The following is a 21944-nucleotide window of genomic DNA, read 5'->3' on the forward strand; positions in this document are numbered from 1 at the left end:
CCCCGGGGGCTGCCTTGGAAACCGCGCTGTCGCCGTCTGCGAATCAGGGAGAGTCCTTGCTGAAGGCCGAGTTCGGCCCGATGGGCCGGGCATTGGGTGCTCGCTATCTGGAGAGCGTCCACTTCCCGCCCGAGGCCGAGGATGAGCTGCGCAACCTGCACGCCAAGGGTTTCGTGGTGCATGTGATGCGCTCCACGGCCTGGGTGAACTTCCTCTATCTGACCTGGGCCATGGTGCGCAGGACGCTGCCGCCCATCCGCGCGGTGTCCAACCTGCGCCCGTGGTTCACCAAGCCGTGGCGCCAGACGAAGCAGTCCGGCGCCTTCCAGGAGCGCTTCGAGTACGCGCAGCAGAACGGGGGCAGCGGTCTGGTCTTCCTGCGCCGCACCGCCCTCATGCACGCGTCGGGGAAGGAGACCCACGAGGACCCCTTCCCCGCGCTGGTGGAGCTGGCGCGCAAGTCGGACCGGCCCGTGTACCTGGTGCCTGAGCTGTTCGTCTGGGAGAAGAGCAGCGCCCGGCTCAAGCCCAACTGGGTGGACGTGGTGTTCGGCAGCCCGGAGGCACCGGGCTTCCTGCACTCGATGCTGGCCTTCTTCCGCAACTACAAGCGCGCCCAGTTCCGCGTGGGAGAGCCCATCGACCTGCGGGCCTTCGCCGAGGAGAACCCGAAGGACTCGGTGGAGGTGCTCGCGCGCAAGGTGCGCAGCACGCTGCACGTGCACCTGTCGCGGGAGACTCGCGCGGTGTTCGGCCCTCCGGCCAAGCCCCACGAGCGCGTCATCGACGAGACGCTGCGTGACAGGCAGCTGCGCAAGGTGGTGGACGAGCAGGCCGTCGAGTCCAACCGCAAGCCGGAGAGCGTGCTGCGAGAGGCTCGCCGCAACCTGGAGGCCATCGCCGCGAAGCCCAGCCCCACGACGCTGGCCTTCGTCGCGCCCGTGCTGGAGTGGGTGTTCAACCGCATCTACGACGGCATGCACGTGGACGAGGCGGGCCTGCACCGCGCGCTCAAGGCCGCGACGCGCGCCCCCATCGTCCTGTGCCCCAGCCACAAGAGCCACGTGGACTACCTGGTGATGAGCTGGGTGCTCTGGAACCGGGGCTACGCGGTGCCCCTGGTCGCCGCGGGCGCCAACCTGTCCTTCTGGCCCCTGGGCAGCATCTTCCGCCGCTGCGGCGCCTTCTTCCTGCGGCGCTCGTTCAAGGGCGACAAGGTCTACGCCGCGTCCTTCAAGGCGTACGTGCGCAAGCTGGTGCACGACGGCATCCATCAGGAGTTCTTCCCCGAGGGCGGCCGCTCGCGCACGGGCAAGCTGCTGGCGCCCAAGCTGGGCATGTTCACCTGGCAGGTGGAGTCCGTGCTCGAGGGCGCGCGCAATGACCTGCTCTTCGTGCCGGTGGCCATCGACTACGAGAAGGTCGTCGAGTCGGGCAGCTACTCGAAGGAGCTGGCGGGCGGAGAGAAGAAGCCCGAGGACCTCAAGGCCCTGTTGAGCACACCCAAGGTGCTCGCGGCGCGCTACGGCCGCATCCACCTGGGCTTCGATGAGCCCATCTCCCTCCTGGAGTTCATGAAGGAACGCGGCCTCAACCCCGACGAGCCCGTGACGGACGAGCAGAAGAAGGGCCTGGTCCGCGCGCTCGGCAACCGCGTCATGTACGGCATCAGCAAGGTGTCCACCGTGACGCCGCATGCCCTGGTGAGCACGTCCCTCCTGGCGCACCGCCGCCGCGGCCTGACGCAGCGGGAGCTGGCGGACCGCATCAGCATCCTGCGCCGCATCGCCCAGGAAGACGGAGCGCCCCAGTCTCGCGAGCTGGGCAACGCCCCCAGCAACCCGGAGACGATGGGCCCCATCCAGGACGCGATGCGCACCTTCATCGACGACGAGATGGTGCGCACGCAGGAGGCGAAGGGCGACGTCATCTACCAGGTGGAGGACAACCGCCGCCCGGAGATGTCCTTCTACAAGAACACGCTGATGAACCTCGTCTCGGCGCGCAGCCTCGTGGCCAACGCCATGCTGGCCGCCGGTTCGCCCGCGCCCTACGACGCGGTGAAGGCCCGCGCCCTGTTCCTCTCGCGCCTCTTCAAGGTCGAGTTCATCTACCGGGTGAACACGACGTTCGACACCATCTTCGCGGAGACGGTGGAGCGACTGGTCCGCATGGGCCTGGTCATCAACGAGGGCGAGTTCCTGCGCGTGGCCCCCGAGCCCCACGCCCAGCCGGAGCTGGAGTTCCTGGCCGACCTGCTGCGCGACTACCTGGAGGCCTACCTCCTGGCGGCCATGACGCTCAACGACGTGGCCAACGGCGTCGCCGAGGACCGCAAGGCCTTCATCCGCCTGGCGCTGGAGACGGGCCGCGCGGAGTACCACGCCGGCCGCATCACCGCCGCCGAGTCCCTGGCCAAGGTGACGCTGGAGAACGCAGTCACGTACCTGCAGGACCAGAAGCTCCTCGTCGAAGAGGACAAGAAGCTCAAGCTGGGGCCGCAGGCCACGGACGCGGAGGCACGCCGGCAGCTCGCCGACGCCATCCGCGAGTACCTCAAGCGCTGACCCTCACTCACGCGGGCCGCACTGTCGCCATCGGCGGTGCGGCCCGTCAGCGAGGCATGTGAGGATGCGGACATGCTCGTCCGCCCTGCCCTCCTCGCCCTCGCGCTCTGTGGTGCCCCCCTCCTCGGCTGCAAGTCGACGCCACCCGAGCGCGAGACGCCCTCGCGCACCTGCGGGGACTCCATCCATGACCTCGCCTGGATGTCGGGGAGCTGGCGTCAGGACAAGGCAGGCAGCACGGTGGAGGAGCACTGGACGCACGCGGACGCCGGCACGCTCTTCGGGGTGAGCCGCGCCATCGTCCGCAACAAGACGGTGTTCTTCGAGTACATGCGCATCGAAGCCCGCGCCGACGGCCTCTACTACGTCGCCCAGCCCATGGGCCGCCCGGGCACGGACTTCAAGCTGGTGCGCTGCAACAGCAACGGCGCGCTCTTCGAGAACCCCCAGAACGACCACCCCAAGCGCATCTTCTACCAGCGCCCCTCGGCAGGCCGCCTCACCGCGCGAATCGAAGGCGACGAGAACGGCAAGGCCGTGGCCCAGGACTTCGACTTCACGCGGATGTAGCCGGGCGCGCTCGGCTCACGGCGCGGTGCGGAACACCACCCGCACCTCGGTGGCCAACGGGTTGCCCTCGTAGTCCGTGAGGACGTCGCGCAGCACCAGCGTGTACTGCGTGTTGGGCGACAGCGTGGAGCCCTCGGCGACCCTGGCCTCCACGGTGTACTCCACGTCGCCCCGCTCCACGTCCTGCTCCAGCTCCGGAACTTCCGGCGCGAGGACGGTGAGCGGGACTTCATCGCGCGCGGCGAACACGGCAATGCCGGGACGCAGGCTGCGCACGTCCATCGCCTCCGAGAAGGTGATGCGCAGCGTGCCATCCGTCGCCAGCACCCCACCGCCACCCGGGTCGGTGGAGATGACCCTGGGCGGCACCGTGTCGCGCCGGTCGTAGATGGCGTCCCCTGGCTCCAGACACCCCGAGAGCGACGTCACCGACAAGGCCACCAGCAGCGTGCCCCTCACGAAAGACTGGCGCGCGCGCATCACCGGCACCCCTTCTGCGCCAGGCTCTCCGCCGAGTGGCACTTGAGGCAGGCCCGGTCATTCGCGGACGCCAGCTTCTTGCACGTCTGCGCGAAGCCCGCCGGGTGCGGGTTGATCTGCCGCCGCGACGACAGCTCGGAGTGGCAGCTCATGCAGGACTCCTCACGGTGGCAGGAGATGCAGCTCGTCAAATCACGCGACGCGGCGATGCCGTGGTGCTGCGGGCCAGGCAGCTCCACCCAGGCCCTGTAGTCCGGGTGCACCTTCTGGTTGCGCGGACGCAGCGACTTGTCCGCGTCCATGCCCACGCCCACCCGTTCATGACACGCGGCGCAGAAGGACTGCGCACGGTGGCAGCTCTCGCACCGGGGCGAGCCCGCTCGCGCCTGCACCGGGTGCAGCGTGATGTAGTCGTTCGGGTGGATGGACAGCGGTTTCTGCATGCCGTCGTGGCACGTCTGGCAATAGCTCTCGCTGTGGCACTGCATGCACGTCAACCGGTCTGTCGACGCGCGCGCCCCGTGGTTGAACTCGTAGCGCGGCCCGTGGTCCAGGCCCAGCGGGTTGCCCTGCATGGGACGCAGCAGGCCCGAATCAAAGACGAGCTTAAGTCGCCCGGAGGGCTCCGTCGGATGGCACGTGGCGCAGGTGTTGGAGGCCACGTTGCCGTCATGGCACTTGAAGCACGTGGCCATCTTCGGCAGCTGGTTGCGCGTGGCGAGCTTCACGTCCGTCATCTCGCCGTGACACACCGAGCACTCCACCTTCTTTTCCACATGCTGCTGGTGGCTGAAGATGAGGTTGGCGGTGGGCATGGACAGCTTCGCGGGCTCCTTGCGCACCGTGGCGTCGAAACCCGGGTGACACGTGTTGCAGCTCGACTTCGGGTCCGTGGGCTTGCCCTTCCGCCCCGCCTCGATGTCGTGGCACGTCTCGCATTCCTCGTGCCCCGGGAGGTTGACGTCCTTGGGGGACTGACTGGCGCGGGCCGCGTCGTGGCACGTGGCGCACTCAGCCCCGGCCTCCAGGTGCTGCGCATGGTCGAAGCGCAGGGGCACATGCTGCGCGGGATACACGGCGAGGCTGCGCTCGCGAGCCGTGGCGGCCCAGGCGACGCCGGCGCCCACCATGGTGGCGAGCGCGGCCAGGGCGAGCAGCGCGTTTCGGTTCTGGCGGTGCGGCAGCATCTACAGGCTCGCCTTCAGGTCGAAGAGCAGGAAGCCCTTCGTGTCCGAGTCGGTGAACGGATTGAAGTTCTGCTCCACCACCAGGGAGAGCCGCGTCGCCCGCGTCAGCGATCGACTGGCCCACACCTGGGCGCCGTAGAAGTTGCCACCCAGGCGCGCGTTGAAGCTGTCGAAGATGCGCGCGAAGGACACCCGCGCGTCCAGGGTGAAGCGCTCCCGGTCGAACGTGTAGCCGCCGGTGAGGTCCCCCCAGAGCTGGTCGCCGCCGTAGCCCGTGCGGTACGTCACATCCAACGCCGACCGGAAGGACCCCGAGCGCCACGCCGCGCCCGCGGAGCCACCGACGCTGGTGGACTCGGGAGCACCCTCGGCGTCCACCTGGGCGGCGATGGCGAGGTCCGGGTTGACGTTCTCGTTGTATTTGCTGCCAAGGCCCTGCACGTAGAAGCGCAGCGCGCCAGGGGTGAACAGGTCCACGCGCAGCCGCGCCTCGTCACGGGGCGCCCACGCGAAGTAGTACCAGATGGAGTCCGCGGCCAGCACGGGCGACAGCCGCATCACCTCCGCAGTGGCCGCGAAGCGCGTGGCATCCCAGCGCAGCTGCGTGCGCACCTGCGCCACCTTGCCCATCAGCACGTCGTAGTCCACGCCCGCCAGGACGTTGACCCCCAGCCCGCGGCCGTAGCGCGCCTCCACCGTGGCGCGCTCCAGGTTCGTCTTCCCCTCCACCAGCGCCTTGCGATAGCCGACCGACGCGTGGAAGCCCTTCACGTCCTCCATCAGCAGCTTCGCGCCGATGAGGGGCTCCATCGCATCGAGCGTCGAGTCCGCGCCCGTCACGCCCGCATCCAGGCGCCGCGCGTCGCTCTCCCGCGTCCCTTCCAACTGGTACACGGAGGAGCCCAGGAAGCTCGTGCCCTTCACCCACAGCCCGCCGTACACCTCCGCGCCCAATCCCAGGCGGCTCATGTACCGCACGCGCAAGCCGTCGAACGCGAGGATGTCCGACACGTCCGTGTAGAGCTGTCGGCCCAGGCGCCCCTCGAAGCCGCCCTTCGCGTAGCGCACGTACGCATGCAACAGCTCTGCGTCTTCGGACTTCAGGCCGTCGACGCGCTCGGCCTCGCCCTTGGGCAATCCGAAGTCCGCCCAGATGCGCAGGTTGGACTCGAAGCCCAGGTCCTGCCCGGTGGCGATTTCGAAGGCGCTGAGGCCCAGGTACTGGACGATTCGCCGCCGAGGAAGCAGCACCGGGTCATCCGGTGTGCTGCCACGCCACGCACGAATCTGGTACGCCTGCGCCTCGGTTCGCGCTTCCACCAAGAACGCCGACGCGTGCGACGTCGCCGCTCCCAGCCCCACGCCCAGGGCACACCACACACCCAGGGATTGTGAGAGCTTCCAACACGTCCGCTGCGCCGTTCGAGCCAGGATGAAGGACGTCAAGGTGCGCACAGTATAGAGAAGTCGAAGTGCGGACAGTTCAGCTTTTCGCTCCAAGGAGACGCCAAATTGGAAGATTCCGCTCCCAGCGACGCCCGGCCTCATGAGCCGACGGGTCCCTCCGAGCCGCCACCCCCGGAGCGCCCTGAGCCAGGGAGCCCACGGAGGCTCGCGCTGGCGGGGGCGGCGCTGGCGTTGGTGCTGTTCATCGCGGTGGGAGGTTCGGTCCAGTTCCTCAACGCGGCCTTCGGAATCTGGTTCACCGAGGTGTTCATCTTCCTGGGCCTGGGCTGGTTGCTGCCGCGGATGGGCGGATGGAAGCCCGCGCTGTACACCGGGCTGACGCCGCTGCCCGCGCTGCCCACCCTCTTTGGCTTCCTGCTGGGCGTGGCCAACTTCTTCGCGCTGGTGGTGCCCATCCAGTTCGTTGCCCAGAAGCTCGCGCCCGAGTGGCTGACGGAGATGTTCGACGGCTCGCGCCTCTTCGATCAGCAGACGCCCGTGGAGCTGGCCGTCATCCTCGCGGGCGTGACGGTCGCCGCTCCCTTCTGCGAGGAGCTGTTCTTCCGGGGCGTCTTCCAGCGGGGCATCACGCCTCGGCCTCCGGCATCACCGGTGAAGGCCCTGGTGATTTCCGCCGTGGTGTTCAGCGCGTTCCATCTGGACCCGGTGGGCTTCGTGGCGCGCGTGGAGCTGGGCCTGCTGTTCGGCTGGCTCTACCTGCGCACCGGCTCGCTGTGGCCGGGCATCGGCGCGCACGCGGCCAACAACCTGGTGTCCTCCGTGCTGTTCCTCGCGGCCAAGGCGATGGACCAGGGGGCGACGGACACGGACACCTCGCCGCTGGCCGTGCTCTCCCTGGCGGGACTGGGCTGGGTGGGGCTGCTGGGGCTGATGACCTTCGCGCGCCACCACGCGTCGGTCTGGGGCGTGGGCGCGCCACACAGCGACGAGAGCGCCCGGGAGACTCGGCCGGTGCCGTCCCTGCCGACGCTGCTGTTTCCCTGGGTGACGGCCGCGACGGTGTCCCTCGTCCTGCTGGGCGTCGTGGACAGGCGAGGCATCTCCCTCAACCTCTTCGACGTGGCCAATCCCCTGACACCGCTCAAGAAGGACGCGGAGCCCGGGCTGCAGGCGGAGCGAGAGGCGTTGGAGGAGCTGCGGGCCGCCGCTCGTCGAGGCGCGGCCCCCATGGAGGCGTACCACGAGGAGCGGCTGCGTCAGGCCCGCGCCCACAAGAGCGCGGGCGGCCCCAAACAGCCCTGACAGGCGCGAGGGGCAGCCACGGCCCCTCACCCCTCAGACGAAGCGATACGAGCTGACGTGGAACACGGGGCCCACCATGGCGCTGGTGAGCACGTCACGGTCCACGTCGCCCTCGGCCTCGATGCGCTGGCCGTCCTTCTTGATCTTCCGGTCGCCACCCGCCAGTTGGTAGGTGGTGCCGTCGTCGCCTTCCAGCACCCAGACGCCCGTCTCGACGTCCCGGAAGACCACGCGCCCGGACAGCTTCAAGGCACGTCCTCCTTCTTGAGCATGGCCCGGGCGACGACGATGCAGAGGACGGTGTTGAAGCCCAGCCACGGCTTCGCCAGGAACGTGAAGGGCATCCACGACAGCGCGGGCGCGCCGGCCCACGCCGAGTACGCCAGGAAGCCCGCGAAGCCCAGCGCGAGTCCGCCCACCGCCGGACGCAGACCCTTCCAACCGATGGCCGGCAGCGACAGCAGGACCGGGATGAGCGCGCTGTAGAACAGCGGGCTCACCGTGCGACGGCCGAAGATGATGCGCTCCCAGTCGGGGATGGGCAGCGACGCCATCTCCACCACGCTCCCTGTCACGTCCGCCGAGCTCACGAACCACGTGCGCACGAAGTACACGCCCACCGTGGACAGCAGCAGCGGCACCAGGAAGGCCGGACGCAGGAGCGCGTTGAGGTAGCCCGGACGCTCGCGGCCCCGCAGGGTCAGCAGCACGAAGGCCAGCAGGCCCAGCGCCCAGTACAGCGGCGGCCAGCGCGACATCCCGCCACCCAGCGACGCGAGCGACGCCTCCGCGTTGAGCAGACCGTGGCCGTACTGCTCGGTCCATGCCTGGTCCGCGACCTTCGCCGCGCCGGCGTACAGCGCCTTCTCCACCGCGTCCGGAGTCTTCGCGCCAGCCGCGTACAGCATCGCGGCCACCGCGGCCACGTGCGGGGTGGCCATGCTGGTGCCCTGGTACGACGCGTAGACGGAGCGCGAGGGGTCTCTCGGGTCGATGGTGTTCTGGAGGATGCCGCCCTGGTCGCCCTTGCGCTTGTCACCACCGGGCGCCGCGATATCCAGCTCCTTGCCGTAGGACGAGTACGGCGCGAGCGAGCCCTCGGGCCCCACCGCCGACACCGCCACCGCGCCGGGATAGGCCGCGGGGAACTCCACGCGCGCCCGCCCGCCGTTGCCGGCCGCCGCCACCACGGTGACGCCCTTCTTGCGCGCGTACTCCACCGCGTTGGCCATCACCTGCGAGTAGCCGCCACCGCCCAGCGACATGTTGATGACGTTGGCGCCCTTGTCCGCCGCGAAGCGGATGGCGTCCGCGATGTCCGCCGTGGTGCCGCCACCGAAGTGGTTGAGCACCTTCACCGGCATCAGCGTCGCCTCGAAGGCCACACCCGCCACGCCCTCGCCGTTGTTGGTGGCCTGGGCGATGGTGCCCGCCACGTGCGTGCCGTGCCCGTGGTCATCGTTGGCGTGCTCGTCGTCGTTCACGAAGTCGTAGCCCGGAACGAACTTCACGCCCTTCAGGTCCGGCACCTGCTTGAAGTCGTCGTGGTCCTCGTACGCGATGCCGGTGTCGAGCACCGCCACCACCACGCCCTTGCCCCGGCTGCGCTCCCACGCCTTGGGCATGTCGATCATCTTGAGGTTCCACTGCTGCGCGTACTCCGGATCATTCGGAGTGAAGCTGGCGCGGACCTCCATCAGCGGCTCGGCGGCCTCGACGCTGGGATGCTGGCGGATGCGCTCCAGCACGCCCTGCACGTCATCCACGCCCACCGCCAGGGTGAGGGCCTCGTCGGCGCTCTCCACGGAGTTGAGCTCCAGGTCCACGCCCCAGTCGGCCTCCCAGGCGTCAAACTGGGCCTGCGTGGTGCCGTCCTTGAAGTCCACGAGGATGGCGTGCGGGACGACATCCACGTCGTCCGCCAGGTTCTCGAGCGAGGCGGGAGGCGCGGGCGCACGCTCGGCGTCGCTCTCCGCGGACTTGCACGCAGGGGCTACCGTCACGGCCAGGGCCAGCGCGGCGCCACCCAGGGTCCATCGCACCATCCGCATCGGGCTACTCCTTGAGGAACGAGGCACGCTTCCGGAAGACCCTACGAACGAACGGCGAAACGATTGGGTCTGCACAGACAGTCTGTACGTCCGCTCTCCCGGCGTGCAAGTGCGGGAGGCTGAAGAAATGTGAAGGAGTCCGGTGGGTTGCAGCGCATCGGTCATCCGCCGGAGAGCCGCTGGAGCCAGGTGGACACGGCCCGTCCCACCTGCGGCAGGTTGCGTTGGAACGTCGCCCCCGCGTCATCGATGACCTCGAAATCCCCCCCGGCCCGCGCCACCGCGGCCGCCACCGCCGCCCGGGGCATCCGCCCGTCCTCCTCCCCCTGCACCACCAGCAGCGGGCACGTCACCCGGGCCAGCACCGAGGCGTCCACATCCGCCGGCGCGACGAGGCACAGCCCTCCCACCGACGGGAACCGCGCCTGGAGCGCCAGGGCCACCTGGGCCCCCCCGTGGAGCGCCGCCACCGCCAGCGCGCTCGTCCCCGCGTTCTCCAGCAACACCCGCATGGCCGCCTCGGCGTCCTCGAGCAGCGCCAGGTCCTTGCCCCGCGTCCCCTGGCTCGCGCCCACACCCCGGTGGTTGAAGCGCAGCGTGGGGAAGCCCGCGCTGGCCGCCGCCCAGGCGAGCTCCGCGGCGATGACGTGATCCATCCCCCCACCCTCTTCGGGCCTCGGCGGGAGGATCAACAACGGGGGCGCGCGCTTGCCGCGGTGCGCCGTGCCCTCCATCACCACCGCCCCCACCGGAATCAGGGTGGAGCGCTCCAGGAACTGACCTTTCTGGACCATGTCACCCACCTTAGGAGGGCTCGCGCCGAGCCGATACTCCCAGCACATGCTCCATTCTGGCGCACCCCGCCTCTGGGCGCGGGCCCCAGGTCCGGCGTGGGATCCGCGATTCCCTCGGAACATGACGCACCAGGTCTTCGCCCGAGGTCCGCGACGCGGTGCGTCGGAATTCAGCGTTTGGAGCGAATTACCGCGTTTGTGCGCAACTTCAGACGGCGTCCTGGGACAATGGGGCAAGGACTCTTTCTTCCATCCCCCTTTTTATCCGCTGGAGCCCCCCACCATGAGCACCATCGAGCGCGGCCGCACCCTCGTCGGCACCACCCCTCGGACGTCCGTTGCGCGCACGTCTGAAGCGAACACGGTGGCGACGCCCGCGGTGCAGCCGACCGCGCAGCGCACCGGCGCGGTGGTGGATGGCTTCGACAGCGCGAAGACGACGAACACCGTGGCCGCCGCGCAGGTGTTCACCGCTCCGGCCGGCTCGAAGGACAAGGTCTATGACGGCAAGCTGGTGGGCGCGGGCGGCCAGACGTTCGAGCCCGGCACGCCGCTGAGCGACATCCCCGCCTTCACGCCCAAGAACAACCCGAACGCGACGGCCACGCTCATCTACACGAACGGCATGCGCACGGAGAAGGACAAGCAGGCGCGTGAGCTGCAGGCGCTCGCGGACGAGACGGGCATGCGCACCATCGGCGTGCACAACTCCACCGAGGGCACCGTCGGCGACCTGCTCCAGGCCGTGAAGGACAAGCTGGGCAAGGGCACCAACCCCGCCGTCGACACGCTGGCCGACGCCGTCTACGGCGAGCTGAAGGCGGGCCGGGACGTGCACCTCGTCGGCTACAGCCAGGGTGGCCTCATCACCTCGCGCGCGCTGTCGGACGTGGCGCGCCGGCTGCGCATCGAAGACGGGATGTCGCCGGAGCAGGTCCAGCAGACGATGAGCAAGCTGAACGTGGAGACGTTCGCGGCCGCCGCCTGCACCTACCCGGACGGCCCCAACTACGTGCACTACATCAACAACCGCGACGCGGTCCCCACCCTCTTCGGCCTGGGCGGCAAGGGCTGGAGCCCCGCGGACATGCTGCGCCACGCGGGCAAGGACGCGAAGGTGCACTACTTCTCCGAGGACACCGTGTTCTCGGGCGCGCACTCGCTGGTCGACACGTACCTCAACCACCGCGTGCCCTTCGAGCAGGCCCGCGCCGGCGAGTTCTGAGAGCTGCCCGTCAGTCGTGGTAGATAAGCCACCATGACGCGAGACGAGGCGACTCAACTGGTGCAGGCGTACCTGGCGGCTCAGGGCGTTCCCCTGAGCCCCGGTCTCAATCAGAAGGGGCTCGGCGGAGCCGCTGTCGGCGAGGCGCAGCTGTACTTCGAGCACTCGGCCGACACGGGCGAGCTGAAGTGCAGCGCCCTCATCTACCGCTTCCGCGACGCGCCCCGCCCCGGCGTCCTCGACGGCTTCCGCGACGAGCAGAAGGCCGGCACGGACGCGGGCGGCGGCACGGTGGACTTCGAGTCGGAGAGCAAGAGCCTCTTCCTCAGTCGCTCGTACACGACGCGCCCCATCGACCTGGTGTTCGCCTCCGAGCTGAGCAAGCTGATGGCGGCGAGCCTCGTGTGGGGCGTGGACGTGTTCGAGCGCGTCGCCGCGAAGGTCATCCCCGCGCAGTCCCGCTGACATGGCCCTCGCGTTCTCCCGTCACATCCAGTGGCTGCTGGCCACGATGGGCCTCGCCAAACCCCCGCCCCCTCCGGGCGGGCCCATGACTCGCGAGGCCGCGCGCGCGCTCGTCCGGTGGTACCTGCAGACGCAGGGCGCCGGGATGAGCGAGGGGCTCAACGAGAACGGGCTGGGCGGCACCATGGTGGGCAGCGCGCAGCTCTACTTCGAGCACCACGCGGACACGCAGGTGCTGGAGTGCAGCGCGCTCGTCTACCGCTTCCGGGAAGACCCCAAGCCGGGTGTCATCGACGGCTTCCGCAAGCAAGCCCAGGACGGCACGGACGCCGGCGGTGGCTCGGTGGACTTCGAGGAGGAGAACAAGAGCCTCTTCCTGAGCCGGACGTACGCGCAGATGCCCGCGGGCGCCGCGTTCACGAAGGACATGGAGCGGCTGATGAAGGCCAGCCTCTCCTGGGGCACCACCGTGCTGGACCGCGTGGCGCGGAACGTCTTCGGCACCTGACGGGCTCCCGCTCCCCGCACGGGCCCGGGCGATATCCCGGGCCCGCTGAGCGGCGGAGCTACACCGCCTGGAGCACGTAGAACTTGAGGTACTTGCCCTCGGGGAACTGCAACCGCACCGGGTGGTCGGGCGGCTGGTAGCGCTCCTCGACGAGCGCCAGGTCGACGCCAGCCTTGAAGCCCGCTTCGCGCACCGCGCTCATGAAGTCGTCCGGGCTCACGCGCGCCGAGCACGACGCCGTGGCCAGCAGACCGCCCGGCCGCAAGAGGCTCAGCGCCTGCCGATTCAGGGACGCGTACCCGTCCAGGGCCGCCTGCACCGCGCGCTGGCTCTTCGCGAAGGCCGGCGGGTCCAGGATGATCATGTCGAAGGTGCGGCCCTCGTCCTTGAAGGACTGGATGACCGTGAACACGTCCGCCGCGAGGAAGTCATGCTTCTCCGCGGGCAGCCCGTTGCGCGTGAAGTTCTCGCGCGCCAGGGCGATGGCTTCCGGGTCGATGTCCACCGAGAACACGGTGTTCGCCCCGCCCAGCGCCGCGTTGACGGAGAAGCCGCCGCTGAAGCTAAAGCAGTTGAGCACGTCCCGGCCCTTGGCCAGTCGCCGGATGAGGTGACGGTTCTCCCGCTGGTCCAGGAAGAACCCCGTCTTCTGCCCGCGCCACACGTCCACCATGAAGGTGACGCCGCGCTCGCGGATGGCGATCTGCTCCGGCGCGTCCTGCCCGTACAACATGCGCCCCGAGCCCCGACCCTCGTCCTCCTCCACGTCGTCCCGCGCCACTTCATCGCGACCGACGATGCCCTTGAGGCCCGGGATGCCGGCCTTGAGCGCCTCGACGATGAGCGGGCGATACGGCGTCAGACCCGCCGAATACAGTTTCATCACCGCCCAGCCGGCGTAGAGGTCCACCACCACGCCCGGCAGCCCGTCCCCCTCGCCGTGAATCAGGCGGTAGCTGTCCGTGTCGGTCAGGTCGAGGAGCGACTGGCGCTCCGCCAGCGAGCGTCGCACCCGACGGGTGATGAAGCCCGCGTCCACCGTGTCCCGCGAGTCGCGCGTCAGCACCCGCACCGCGATGGCCGAATGCGGATCGTAATACCCCCGCGCGACGAACTTCCCGTTCTCCGTCAGGTCCACCACGCTGCCGGCGGGAATCCTCGGCACATGCTCCAGCGCCTTGCGAAACACCCACGGGTGTCCCGCGCGCAGGTGGCGCCCCAGTCCCCGCGCCAGCTCCAGCTTCACGACATTCACGGTGTCACTCCTCACGAGCCCCACGGCCCCGCCGAGCGAGGAGGGCCCGAGCCAGCTCCTCGAACCCCTTCCCCTCGGCAGCCCGGGTAATGAAAGCCGGCGGCGCGTCGATGCGGTCCAACACCGCGCGCACGTTGGCTACGCCCACGCCCAGCTCGAAAGCCTGGAACATCGGGGCGTCATTGAAAGAATCCCCTACATACACGTAACGGCCGTCCCGAGGCTCCAAACGCTCGCCCCACGCCACCCGCGCGAAGCGCCGCGTCGCACTCAGCTTGTCGAAGCGACCGAGCCAGCAGTTGACATGCACGGACGAGCGCACCGCCGTCACCCCGCGCGCCCGCAGCAGCGCTTCGATGCGCGACGCCCCCGCCTCACCCAGCCGGGCTTCCTCGTTGTAGTCCACGGCCAGGTCCACTTCCGTGTACGCGCTGTCCACCGACAGCCGCGCCCCGGGCACCTGCTTCAGCACGCGCCCGACTTCCTTCTCGAGCCGACGCCGGTTCGCCACGCGCTCGGCCGGTGCCTCCAGGTACACCTTGCGGAGCCCCCGCTTGCCTCGCAGGAAGAACAGGCCACCGTTCTCCACGATGACGCCGTCCACCGGGAGCTGCCGCGCCCACGCCTCACCCCACCCCGCCGGCCTGCCACTCACCAACACCACGCGCAGGCCCGAAGCGGACAGCCGCTCCAGCGCCCGCACGGTGTCCGCGCGCAGCCGGTGGCCGGTGGTCAGCGTGCCATCCACGTCCGTGAAGACACCCTCGACACGGGACAGGTCCGCCTCGCGCAACGGGCGCGGTACCGCCTTGCTGGCAGCCGCCATCACATCACGTCCAGCTGGGCCAACAGTCCCTGGAACACTTCGATGGTGGCGCGCAGCTCCGGTCCCACGAGCTGGGCCAGGGGCTGCTTTCGCGCCTTGCGCAGGAACGCGTCCATGTCGGAGGCCCGCCCGTAGAGGGACTGGGCGCTGACAGCCGCCTCGGCCAGGAGTCGGGCCGAGGCCGGCGCGTCCGAGTCCGACAGCATCAGGGCCCGCTCCAGCTTCACGCCGCAAGAGGCCCACACCTCGCGGTCATGGATGATGAGCACCTGGCGCTGGTTCACCGCGGACAGGCCCCGGACGAACGCGTCCAGCTCGCTCACCACCTTGAGCAGGTCCTGGCGGGAGGGGTTGGGGAGAATCGCCAGCCGCCCCACCTCCGCGCGCATCTCCACGATGTGCCGCTTGTCCTGCGCGCGCAGGTTCCGGTACGCGGCCGTGCGGCCAAAGGCGTCCATCTCCGTCTGGAGCTGCTGCGCGTTCCACTGCACGTCCTCGGGCTCCGCCTCGCGCACCTTGTTGTGCCGCGCCGTGAGGATGCGCCCCAGGTCCGCGGTGATGGCGCGCACCGTCACCGCCGCCTTCACCTCCGCCTCGTGCCCGGGCACCACCTGCGCCCGTGTCACCTCGCCAAAGGTGCTCGCCGTCTCGAAGACGAGGTTGCTGACCTGCTCGCGGAAGCGCGCCCGGAAGCTCTGGATTTCAGCCAGCAGCGTCCACCGGTCGCTCACCACGGACGGGTTGCGCATCGCCTCGCCCAGCTGGGTAATCCCCTGCGCGAGCTGCGTCATGGCGTCCTGGAGCAACGTGGCCGGGTCCTGGAAGCGGGCCCCGCCCACCTCGCGCAGGATGTCCGCGAGGCCCGCGGAAGGCTGTGCGGGGAACTGCTCGCGGATGACGTTCAAGAGGGCGTTGACGTCCATCACCGTGTCTCGGATGACGGGCGCCATCTCCTCCCAGAGCGACAGGTCCGGGCTGGAGTCCACCACCGGCGTCTCGTACTTCACCAGGTCCATGTCACTCAGCCGGCCAATGGCCTGGGCGGCGGCGGCGTACACCTTGCGCAGCCGGCCCGCGAAGGCGCGGTCGGGGTGGGACTGGAGGATTTCTTCGAGCCTCGGGGTCAGGGAGGCCTGCGGGTTTTCAGCGTCAGCGGACACGGGGGGCACACTCTAGCGCTCGACTTCCGCGCGGGGGAGTTCTAGCACTCGGATCGGGGCCGCGCCGCAAGGCCCGGGAGCGCTACGGGATGATTCAGGTCTGTCTGATGAAGGACGGAACCCTCTTCACCGGGGGTGAGGAACTGCTCGCCGAGGAGGGACGGAAGTGGATTGACGTCCTCCACCCCGACGAAGCGGTGATGGCCCGGCTGGCCGAGCGCTTCGGACTCCACAGACTGGCCGTCGAGGACTGCCTCCACCTGGACCAGCGGCCCAAGCTGGAGGAGTACCCGAACCATGTCTTCATCGTCCTCCAGGGCTTCACCGCCGGGAAGGACGTGTGCGAGCTGACGCTGCATGAGCACCACTTCTTCCTCGCCAAGGAGTGGATCATCAGCGTGCACGAGCTGGCCTTCGCGGGGCTGGACAGCGTCCAGCAGCGCGTCCGCGCGGATCCAAACGCGACGCTGGGGCGGGGCACGGACTTCATCCTCTACCTGCTGGCGGACGGGCTGGTGGATGCGCAGTTCCCCATCCTCGACACCTTCGGTGACGAGCTGGAGGACCTGGAGGTGTCCATCTTCGAGCGGGCGGAGAAGTCCCAGCTGCAGCGCATCTTCGAGATGAAGCGGATGCTGGTGCAGCTGCGCCGGGTGCTGTCCCCGCAGCGGGACGTGGTGGGGTTGATGGCGCGGCGGGGCATCCCCCACGTCGACGAGCGCTCCACGCTCTACTTCCGCGACGTGTATGACCATCTGGTGCGCCTGTACGAGCAGATTGATGCCGGGCGCGACATCCTGGGCAACGTCATGGACGGCTACCTGTCCATGGTGGCCAACAAGACGAACGACATCACCAAGCAGCTCACCATCTTCGCCACCATCTTCCTGCCGCTGTCGTTCATCGTCGGATTCTTCGGACAGAACTTCGACGCCCTGTCGAGTCAGGGCTCCTACATCGCCATGTGGGTGATGATCATCGCCCTGCCCGTGGGCCTGTTCTTCTGGTTCAAGCACAAGCAGTGGCTCTGAGCCCTGCTCGGAGGATGCATGCAGACCGTCACCGTGGATGGACTCTCCCTGCACTACCGCGACGTGGGCCAGGGCCTCGCCGTCCTGCTGCTGCACGCCTTTCCCCTCAACGGGGACGCCTTCGATGCCCAGGTGAAGGCCCTGTCCGGGCGCTACCGCTTCATCATCCCGGACATCCGAGGCTTCGGGCAGAGCATGCCGGGTGAAGGCCCCACCGAGATGTCACGCATCGCGAGTGACGCGCTGGGACTGTTGGACGCACTGAACATCGACCGGGCCGTGGTGGGCGGAGTGTCCATGGGCGGCTACGCGGCCATGGCCCTCTTGCGCGAGGACGCGGGCCGGGTGGCCGGGCTCGTGCTGATGGACACGCAGTGCACCGCCGACGACGACGCGGGCAAGGCCCGACGGGAGGCCTCCGCGAAGGACGCCCTGGAGAAGGGCGCCGACCCCGTCATCCAGGCCCTGATGCCCAAACTCATCTCCTCGCCCCCGGATTCGCCTGTGGGGCGCGTGGTGGAGGCGCAGATTCGCACCGCCTCGCGCCAGGGCATCGCCGCCGCCCAGCGGGGCATGGCACTGCGTCCGGACTCCAAGGACATCCTGGCGCGCTACGCCGGGCCCGCGCTGGTGGTGGTGGGCGAGCATGACGCCATCACCCCGCTGGAGAAGGCGAAGCAGATGGTGGACCTCATCTCCGGGGCGAAGCTGGAGGTCATCCCCGGCGCCGCGCACCTGTCCAACCAGGAGCAGCCGGAGAAGGTCAACGCGGCGCTCGACGCGTTTCTCGCGGCGCTCTGAGCCTCAGGTGCCCCGCGCCTTCGAGCGCCGGGCTTCCTCCAGGACGTGGTCCTTGACCAGATAACCGAAGCCCGCGTTGTGGAGACGGAGGACCAGGTCCTGTCGGGTGGAGCCGAGCTCCTCCGCGGCATCGTCCAGGTTCCATCCGGACGTGGCGAGCCGTTGCAGCAGGTACGCCCGCCGCGTCTGCGCCGCCGAGAGCCGGTAGGTCTTGAGGTACTCCAGCGTTCCGTCGGGGCTCACAATCGCCTCGCCCAGGTGGTTCTCCTCCGAGGGAAGCAGGCTCGTGTGGAAGTGCTGGAGCAGGAACGGCCCGGCCTCGTAGACCTTCCGGGACGTCACCTCCACGCCGAACAGCCCGCCGGCCATGAAGCCATGGAAGGCCGCCCAGTCCGCGCGCATGCGCGCCACCTCCGCGCGCAGGTCCTCCACGCTGGACACCCGCTTCGCGTCCAGGGACAGCCCCAGCTCCGGAGCGTCCATGAGATAGCCGTACTGCAGCAGCAGGTCCCCGTAGAAGTCCTCGAGCAACGTCCGGTGCAGGAGGCGGTAGTCATCCGGGTGCGCGACGATGAACGCGGAGAGCAGCTCGTCCGCGTTGAACAGCAGCATGCCCACCTGCTTCTCGTGGACCTCGAACGTGCGCAGCGCGCCATCCAGCGCGGTGCTCGCCCACCCGGGCACCACGCCTTCGACCCGCGGACTCAACCCGTGGGACAGGGCCTCTCGCGAGTACTCCGCCCAGGCGATATCCGGCCCGCCGAAGTGCAGGGCCAGGAAGCCCTCCATCGCCAGGTGCAGGGGCAGCATGCGCAGCTGGTTGCGGTCTTCCCGGTGCACCATCCGATGCAGCAGCCGCACGGGGACCGGGCCCACCTTCACGCGCTTGCCCTCGGGCGCCTGCAGGCGCGTGCCGAAGACGGCTTCCGTCTGCCGGTGCGTCCAGCTCACCACCATGCCGTGGGGAATGTAGGAAACGTACTTGAGCCCGCGCCCCGTCAGCGGGCCCTCCAGCGACACCACGGAGACCGCGTCCGAGTAGTCCCTGCGCGCGAAGCGCAGGTCTCCCCTCACCTCGTCCCGCAGCACCGGCACCAGCCGGATGCGTCCGAAGACTTGCGACGGAGCCAGCCTCAGGCCCTTGGGCTCCAGCCGCTGAATGAGTCGCGCGTCGCTCATGCCTCGCCCTCCTCCACGCTCACGGGCGCGCCCGGTGCCACGCCCACCTCCACGCTCGCGTTCCGGCGAGCATCCCGCTCCAGCCAGGAAGCCACCCGCGCGGAGAGATAACGCTCCAGCTCCGCCAGCGACGCGGTGCCCTCCGCGAAGCGCGCGAAGCCCAGCACCGTGGGCACGTCCTCCGCGTCTCGCACGCCCACCGTGGCGACGGCGCCTCCGAACGAGCGCGGCGAATACTCCTCCGCGTCGAAGACGGGATTGACGTGGACGAGGGCCGTGCGACGCCCCGGGTCCAGCCGCTCCCGGAACACCCGCGTCAGCTCGGCCACGGCCTTGGGCGGGTCATTGTCGTAGCCGTCGGAGACGATGACCACCAGCTCCGCGCCCCAGGCCAGCGCATCCAACAGCGGCGTGGCGAGGTCCGTCTGCCCGCGCGCGGTGACGCGCAACGGCTCCTCCACGGGACAGGTCCAGAAGGCCCGGTACTCGCGTGCGGAGGCGGACAGCAGGTAGTGCGCCGCCAGGGCCACCCCCAGCGGACGCCGGCGCTTCTGCAAGGAACCCGATGAGGAGTAGCTGTTGTCCAGCACCGCCGCCACCCGGCCCAGGGAGGCCGGTGCCCGCGCCAGCACCCGCGCCGAGGCGCGCTCCAGCGCCGTGTGCAGCTCGTCCCGGCGCGCCTCACGGACCTCGTCCGTCATCGACAGGGCGTAGAGCGCAAGCTTCGTCAGCGGCGCGCGAGACAGGTCCACCGGCGGCTCCACGCCCCCCTCGCGCGCGGCGGACTCCTGAAGGCGCAGCCGCTCCGCCTGGGTGAGCCGGGGCTCGATTCGCTGGAGGAACACGTCGCGGGGGACGCCGTGCTTCTGGGCCAGCCCCTCCGCCACCGTGTAGGGCAGCTCGTAGAGCGCCTCCTGGGCGAAGTGGGCCTTGCGAAAGGTCTCCAGCAACGGCTGGGTGTAGACGCGCTTCTTCCAACCGTGGAAGAGGAACGGCCCCAGCTCGCCGTCCAGCTTCAGGTGGCCATGCACCACCGCCGCGCGCAGCTTGGCGCGGTACTTCACCGCGTCGAACGGCAGGCTGGAGCGCCCCGACAAGTACTCACGGACGATGGCGCGAGTCCTGCGGTTGTTGATGTGCCGCGAGCGCAGGGACTCCAGCACCCGGTAGGCCCGCTGCGACGGCAGGCTCCGCAGAGCGGCGGCGATGAGCGCGCCCTCCTCCCGCCGCTCCGCCGCGTCCGCCGGACTGCCGACGGCGAGCAGGTTGAGGATGATCTGCGCTTGATTGAAGTGGTTGATGCCCGCGGCGAGCGTGCGCCGATAGAGGCGCCGGTAATTGCCGAGGATGTACTGGTGCAGGAACTCGATGGAGACCGACTGCCCGCGCGCGTCACCGTAGAACTCCCGCTGGCCCGTGCAGGAGAAACACGCGTTGACGAACATCACCAGGTCCTCGCGAGCGACCTGTTCGATGCGGACTTCGGCGGCCAGGGCCATCGCGCGCACTGCCTCCAGATGGGAGAGAGGAGCGCCGCTCGGGGAGAAGTGAAACGACCAGCGTGTCAGGCTCCAAAGGCTTGAATCGGAAGTCGCATCGGAGTCCCGCGAGCGGCGCTCCGAAGCTACCACACGTCCCCCAGTGAAGACTCCTGACGCTCGCCTTCAACGGCTCACGGCTGGCAAGTCACCTCGGAGTTGTCCACCTCACAGGTGGCGCACGTCGCCGTCTCCACCAGCACTCCCTGGCGGCACTCCAGCACGGCCTTGCCATCCTGTCGGCACAGCCCCCGGCCCTCGGAGCTGGAGGAGCACGCGTCCCCCGCGACGTTGCCAGAGGTGTCGCACCGCACGGCCTCGTCGGACTCGCGGCAGCCGAGCGGACCCCGGCAGGGAACTTCCCGCCACGTCCCGGTGCGGCATTCCAGCGCCAGGACGTTCTCCTGACAGACGAAGCTGCCCGCCTCGTCACAATCATCTCCCGCGCTGGCGCCACCGCAGCCGGCAAGGAGGAGGGAACCAACGACGGACACTAGGACGAAGAGAGAGCGGTTCATGAGCTTGCGACCAATATTTCGAGCGTACCGCCGCCGGTCAACCACCCAGTGTCGTCTGGAAGAAACGCCGGAAATTTCCTCCCATCACTCGTTCCACCCAGGACTCCGGATGTCGGCGCAGCAGTGCCGTGGTGAGCAGGTGCAAGTCGGTGACGTCCTTCATCCCCCGTGGCAGCGGCACCATTCCGTCGTAATCCGAACCCAGACCCACGCCTTCCTCGCCCATGACGTCCACCGCGTGTTCGATATGGCGGACCACGTCATCCACCGCGTCGCCTCCCAGATAGACGGGGGCGAAGATGATTCCCACCACGCCCCCCCGGTCCGCGATGAAGCGCAAGGAGGCGTCACTCAGGTTGCGCCACCCTCCCCCCGCCGCCCGCACGCCCGTGTGTGAGCAGAAGAACCGGACCGAAGGGTGGGTGAAGAGGTTCTCCAGCGTGCGCTCCGAGGCGTGAGCCACGTCCACGCTCAACCCCAGTCGCGCCATCTCCTCCATCACCTCCTGCCCCAGGGAGGTGAGCCCCCGGTTGCCCATCATCGGGAAGGAAGAGCCCCCCAGGTCATTGTTGGACAGGTGGGTGAGCCCCATGAAGCGCACGCCCCGGCGGTGCAGCTCCGCCAGTCGCTCCACCTTGCCTTCAATCGCATGCCCACCCTCCACCCCCAGCACCGCGGACAGCCGCCCCCGGGCGAGGTTGTCCTCCAGAATCGCGGGCGTGGTGGTGATTCGCGCCGCGTCCTCGGAGCGACGGCAGAACTCCTCCATGCGCTCTATCTGCCACAAGGCCCGCGTCCACTCGCTCGCACGTGCTTCCCGGGGCCAGCCGCGCCACGCGGCGAACACCGGGAAGCCCCCGATGAAGGGAAAGCCCCGGGTGACGATGGTGAAGCACTGGAGCTTCACCCCCGCCTCCCGCAGCCGGGGAAAGTCCACGTGCCCCTCGTCCGAGCGCGTGCACAAGTCCCGGTTCCACATGAGGGAGTCCGCGTGTCCGTCCGCGATGCACCAGCGCTGGTGGAGTTCGTTCACGTCGCCCATAGGCGCATCAGTCTGCCTGTCCGCGCGCGCCAGACAAG

The 21944-nt window shown here is 69.2% G+C and carries 21 protein-coding genes; 8 read left to right on the forward strand and 13 right to left on the reverse strand.

Features of this window, described 5'->3' with window-relative positions:
• The first annotated feature begins 14 nt into the window (after window positions 1–14).
• Window positions 15–2567: a 1-acyl-sn-glycerol-3-phosphate acyltransferase gene (locus tag HUA75_RS39695; RefSeq protein WP_174489409.1), complete on the forward strand. Its 2553-nt coding sequence runs from the start codon at window positions 15–17 to the stop codon at window positions 2565–2567.
• A 72-nt stretch (window positions 2568–2639) separates the two neighbouring features.
• Window positions 2640–3137, forward strand: coding sequence for a DUF6265 family protein (locus HUA75_RS39700; protein ID WP_174458675.1), 498 nt, complete (start codon window positions 2640–2642; stop codon window positions 3135–3137).
• A 15-nt stretch (window positions 3138–3152) separates the two neighbouring features.
• Here the strand turns inward: HUA75_RS39700 and HUA75_RS39705 are convergent, their stop codons facing one another.
• From HUA75_RS39705 to HUA75_RS39715, 3 genes are read right to left on the reverse strand one after another with little or no spacing between them, the layout of a single operon-like run.
• Window positions 3153–3617 carry an Ig-like domain-containing protein gene (locus tag HUA75_RS39705; RefSeq protein ID WP_141644021.1) on the reverse strand — a complete coding sequence of 155 codons (465 nt, stop codon included), beginning with the start codon at window positions 3615–3617 and terminating at the stop codon, window positions 3153–3155.
• The gene (locus HUA75_RS39710) at window positions 3617–4804 is read right to left on the reverse strand and encodes a cytochrome c3 family protein (protein WP_174489410.1); all 1188 of its coding nucleotides are present in this window, start codon (window positions 4802–4804) and stop codon (window positions 3617–3619) included. The genes HUA75_RS39705 and HUA75_RS39710 overlap by 1 nt, the downstream gene beginning before the upstream one ends.
• Window positions 4805–6250, reverse strand: a complete 1446-nt coding sequence (locus HUA75_RS39715) for a hypothetical protein (protein WP_254628016.1) — start codon at window positions 6248–6250, stop codon at window positions 4805–4807. It abuts the gene before it with no gap.
• A gap of 66 nt (window positions 6251–6316) precedes the next feature.
• Here HUA75_RS39715 and HUA75_RS39720 point away from each other — a divergent pair, with 66 nt between their 5' ends.
• Window positions 6317–7513, forward strand: coding sequence for a type II CAAX endopeptidase family protein (locus HUA75_RS39720; RefSeq protein WP_254614551.1), 1197 nt, complete (start codon window positions 6317–6319; stop codon window positions 7511–7513).
• Between the two features lie 33 nt (window positions 7514–7546).
• On the opposite strand, the gene HUA75_RS39725 is transcribed toward HUA75_RS39720, so the two are convergent.
• The 3 genes from HUA75_RS39725 to HUA75_RS47625 all read right to left on the reverse strand — a co-directional run bounded on the left by HUA75_RS39725 (window position 7547) and on the right by HUA75_RS47625 (window position 10358).
• On the reverse strand, window positions 7547–7762 hold the full coding sequence (locus tag HUA75_RS39725; RefSeq protein WP_141643979.1) for a DUF5818 domain-containing protein: 216 nt from the start codon (window positions 7760–7762) through the stop codon (window positions 7547–7549).
• Complete coding sequence (locus HUA75_RS39730; protein WP_174458673.1) at window positions 7759–9564, reverse strand: S8 family serine peptidase; 1806 nt, start codon at window positions 9562–9564, stop codon at window positions 7759–7761. Before HUA75_RS39730 ends, HUA75_RS39725 begins: the two co-directional genes overlap by 4 nt.
• 161 nt (window positions 9565–9725) lie before the next feature.
• Window positions 9726–10358 carry a serine aminopeptidase domain-containing protein gene (locus HUA75_RS47625; RefSeq protein ID WP_174489411.1) on the reverse strand — a complete coding sequence of 211 codons (633 nt, stop codon included), beginning with the start codon at window positions 10356–10358 and terminating at the stop codon, window positions 9726–9728.
• A gap of 283 nt (window positions 10359–10641) precedes the next feature.
• Here HUA75_RS47625 and HUA75_RS39740 point away from each other — a divergent pair, with 283 nt between their 5' ends.
• From HUA75_RS39740 to HUA75_RS39750, 3 genes are all read left to right on the forward strand, one after another.
• Entirely contained in the window at window positions 10642–11583 is a 942-nt protein-coding gene (locus HUA75_RS39740; protein WP_141643272.1) for a hypothetical protein, read from the forward strand.
• Window positions 11584–11616: 33 nt separating this feature from the next.
• Complete coding sequence (locus HUA75_RS39745; RefSeq protein WP_141643273.1) at window positions 11617–12048, forward strand: hypothetical protein; 432 nt, start codon at window positions 11617–11619, stop codon at window positions 12046–12048.
• Between the two features lie 85 nt (window positions 12049–12133).
• Window positions 12134–12556, forward strand: coding sequence for a hypothetical protein (locus tag HUA75_RS39750; protein ID WP_141643315.1), 423 nt, complete (start codon window positions 12134–12136; stop codon window positions 12554–12556).
• Between the two features lie 58 nt (window positions 12557–12614).
• On the opposite strand, the gene HUA75_RS39755 is transcribed toward HUA75_RS39750, so the two are convergent.
• From HUA75_RS39755 to HUA75_RS39765, 3 genes are read right to left on the reverse strand one after another with little or no spacing between them, the layout of a single operon-like run.
• On the reverse strand, window positions 12615–13811 hold the full coding sequence (locus tag HUA75_RS39755; protein ID WP_141643274.1) for a class I SAM-dependent rRNA methyltransferase: 1197 nt from the start codon (window positions 13809–13811) through the stop codon (window positions 12615–12617).
• A gap of 4 nt (window positions 13812–13815) precedes the next feature.
• Complete coding sequence (locus tag HUA75_RS39760; RefSeq protein WP_174468193.1) at window positions 13816–14637, reverse strand: HAD-IIB family hydrolase; 822 nt, start codon at window positions 14635–14637, stop codon at window positions 13816–13818.
• The gene (locus HUA75_RS39765; RefSeq protein WP_141643276.1) at window positions 14637–15806 is read right to left on the reverse strand and encodes a hypothetical protein; all 1170 of its coding nucleotides are present in this window, start codon (window positions 15804–15806) and stop codon (window positions 14637–14639) included. The genes HUA75_RS39760 and HUA75_RS39765 overlap by 1 nt, the downstream gene beginning before the upstream one ends.
• Before the next feature lie 80 nt (window positions 15807–15886).
• On the opposite strand from HUA75_RS39765, the gene corA reads away from it, so the two are divergent.
• Together corA and HUA75_RS39775 are read left to right on the forward strand one after the other, a co-directional pair.
• Window positions 15887–16828, forward strand: a complete 942-nt coding sequence (corA, locus tag HUA75_RS39770; RefSeq protein ID WP_141643277.1) for a magnesium/cobalt transporter CorA — start codon at window positions 15887–15889, stop codon at window positions 16826–16828.
• 18 nt (window positions 16829–16846) lie between these two features.
• The gene (locus HUA75_RS39775; RefSeq protein WP_174489412.1) at window positions 16847–17629 is read left to right on the forward strand and encodes an alpha/beta fold hydrolase; all 783 of its coding nucleotides are present in this window, start codon (window positions 16847–16849) and stop codon (window positions 17627–17629) included.
• Between the two features lie 3 nt (window positions 17630–17632).
• Here HUA75_RS39775 and HUA75_RS39780 read toward each other — a convergent pair whose 3' ends face one another.
• From HUA75_RS39780 to HUA75_RS39795, 4 genes are all read right to left on the reverse strand, one after another.
• Entirely contained in the window at window positions 17633–18808 is a 1176-nt protein-coding gene (locus tag HUA75_RS39780) for a hypothetical protein (RefSeq protein WP_174489413.1), read from the reverse strand.
• Window positions 18805–20307 carry a hypothetical protein gene (locus HUA75_RS39785; RefSeq protein WP_254628017.1) on the reverse strand — a complete coding sequence of 501 codons (1503 nt, stop codon included), beginning with the start codon at window positions 20305–20307 and terminating at the stop codon, window positions 18805–18807. Before HUA75_RS39785 ends, HUA75_RS39780 begins: the two co-directional genes overlap by 4 nt.
• 173 nt (window positions 20308–20480) lie before the next feature.
• Complete coding sequence (locus HUA75_RS39790; protein ID WP_141643280.1) at window positions 20481–20864, reverse strand: hypothetical protein; 384 nt, start codon at window positions 20862–20864, stop codon at window positions 20481–20483.
• A 37-nt stretch (window positions 20865–20901) separates the two neighbouring features.
• A complete protein-coding gene (locus HUA75_RS39795) occupies window positions 20902–21906 on the reverse strand; it encodes a dipeptidase (RefSeq protein ID WP_141643281.1) in 1005 nt (334 codons plus the stop codon).
• Between the last annotated feature and the right edge of the window lie 38 nt (window positions 21907–21944).

It is taken from the genome of Myxococcus sp. CA040A, assembly GCF_013336725.1.
In the GTDB taxonomy this organism is placed as follows: domain Bacteria; phylum Myxococcota; class Myxococcia; order Myxococcales; family Myxococcaceae; genus Myxococcus; species Myxococcus llanfairpwllgwyngyllgogerychwyrndrobwllllantysiliogogogochensis.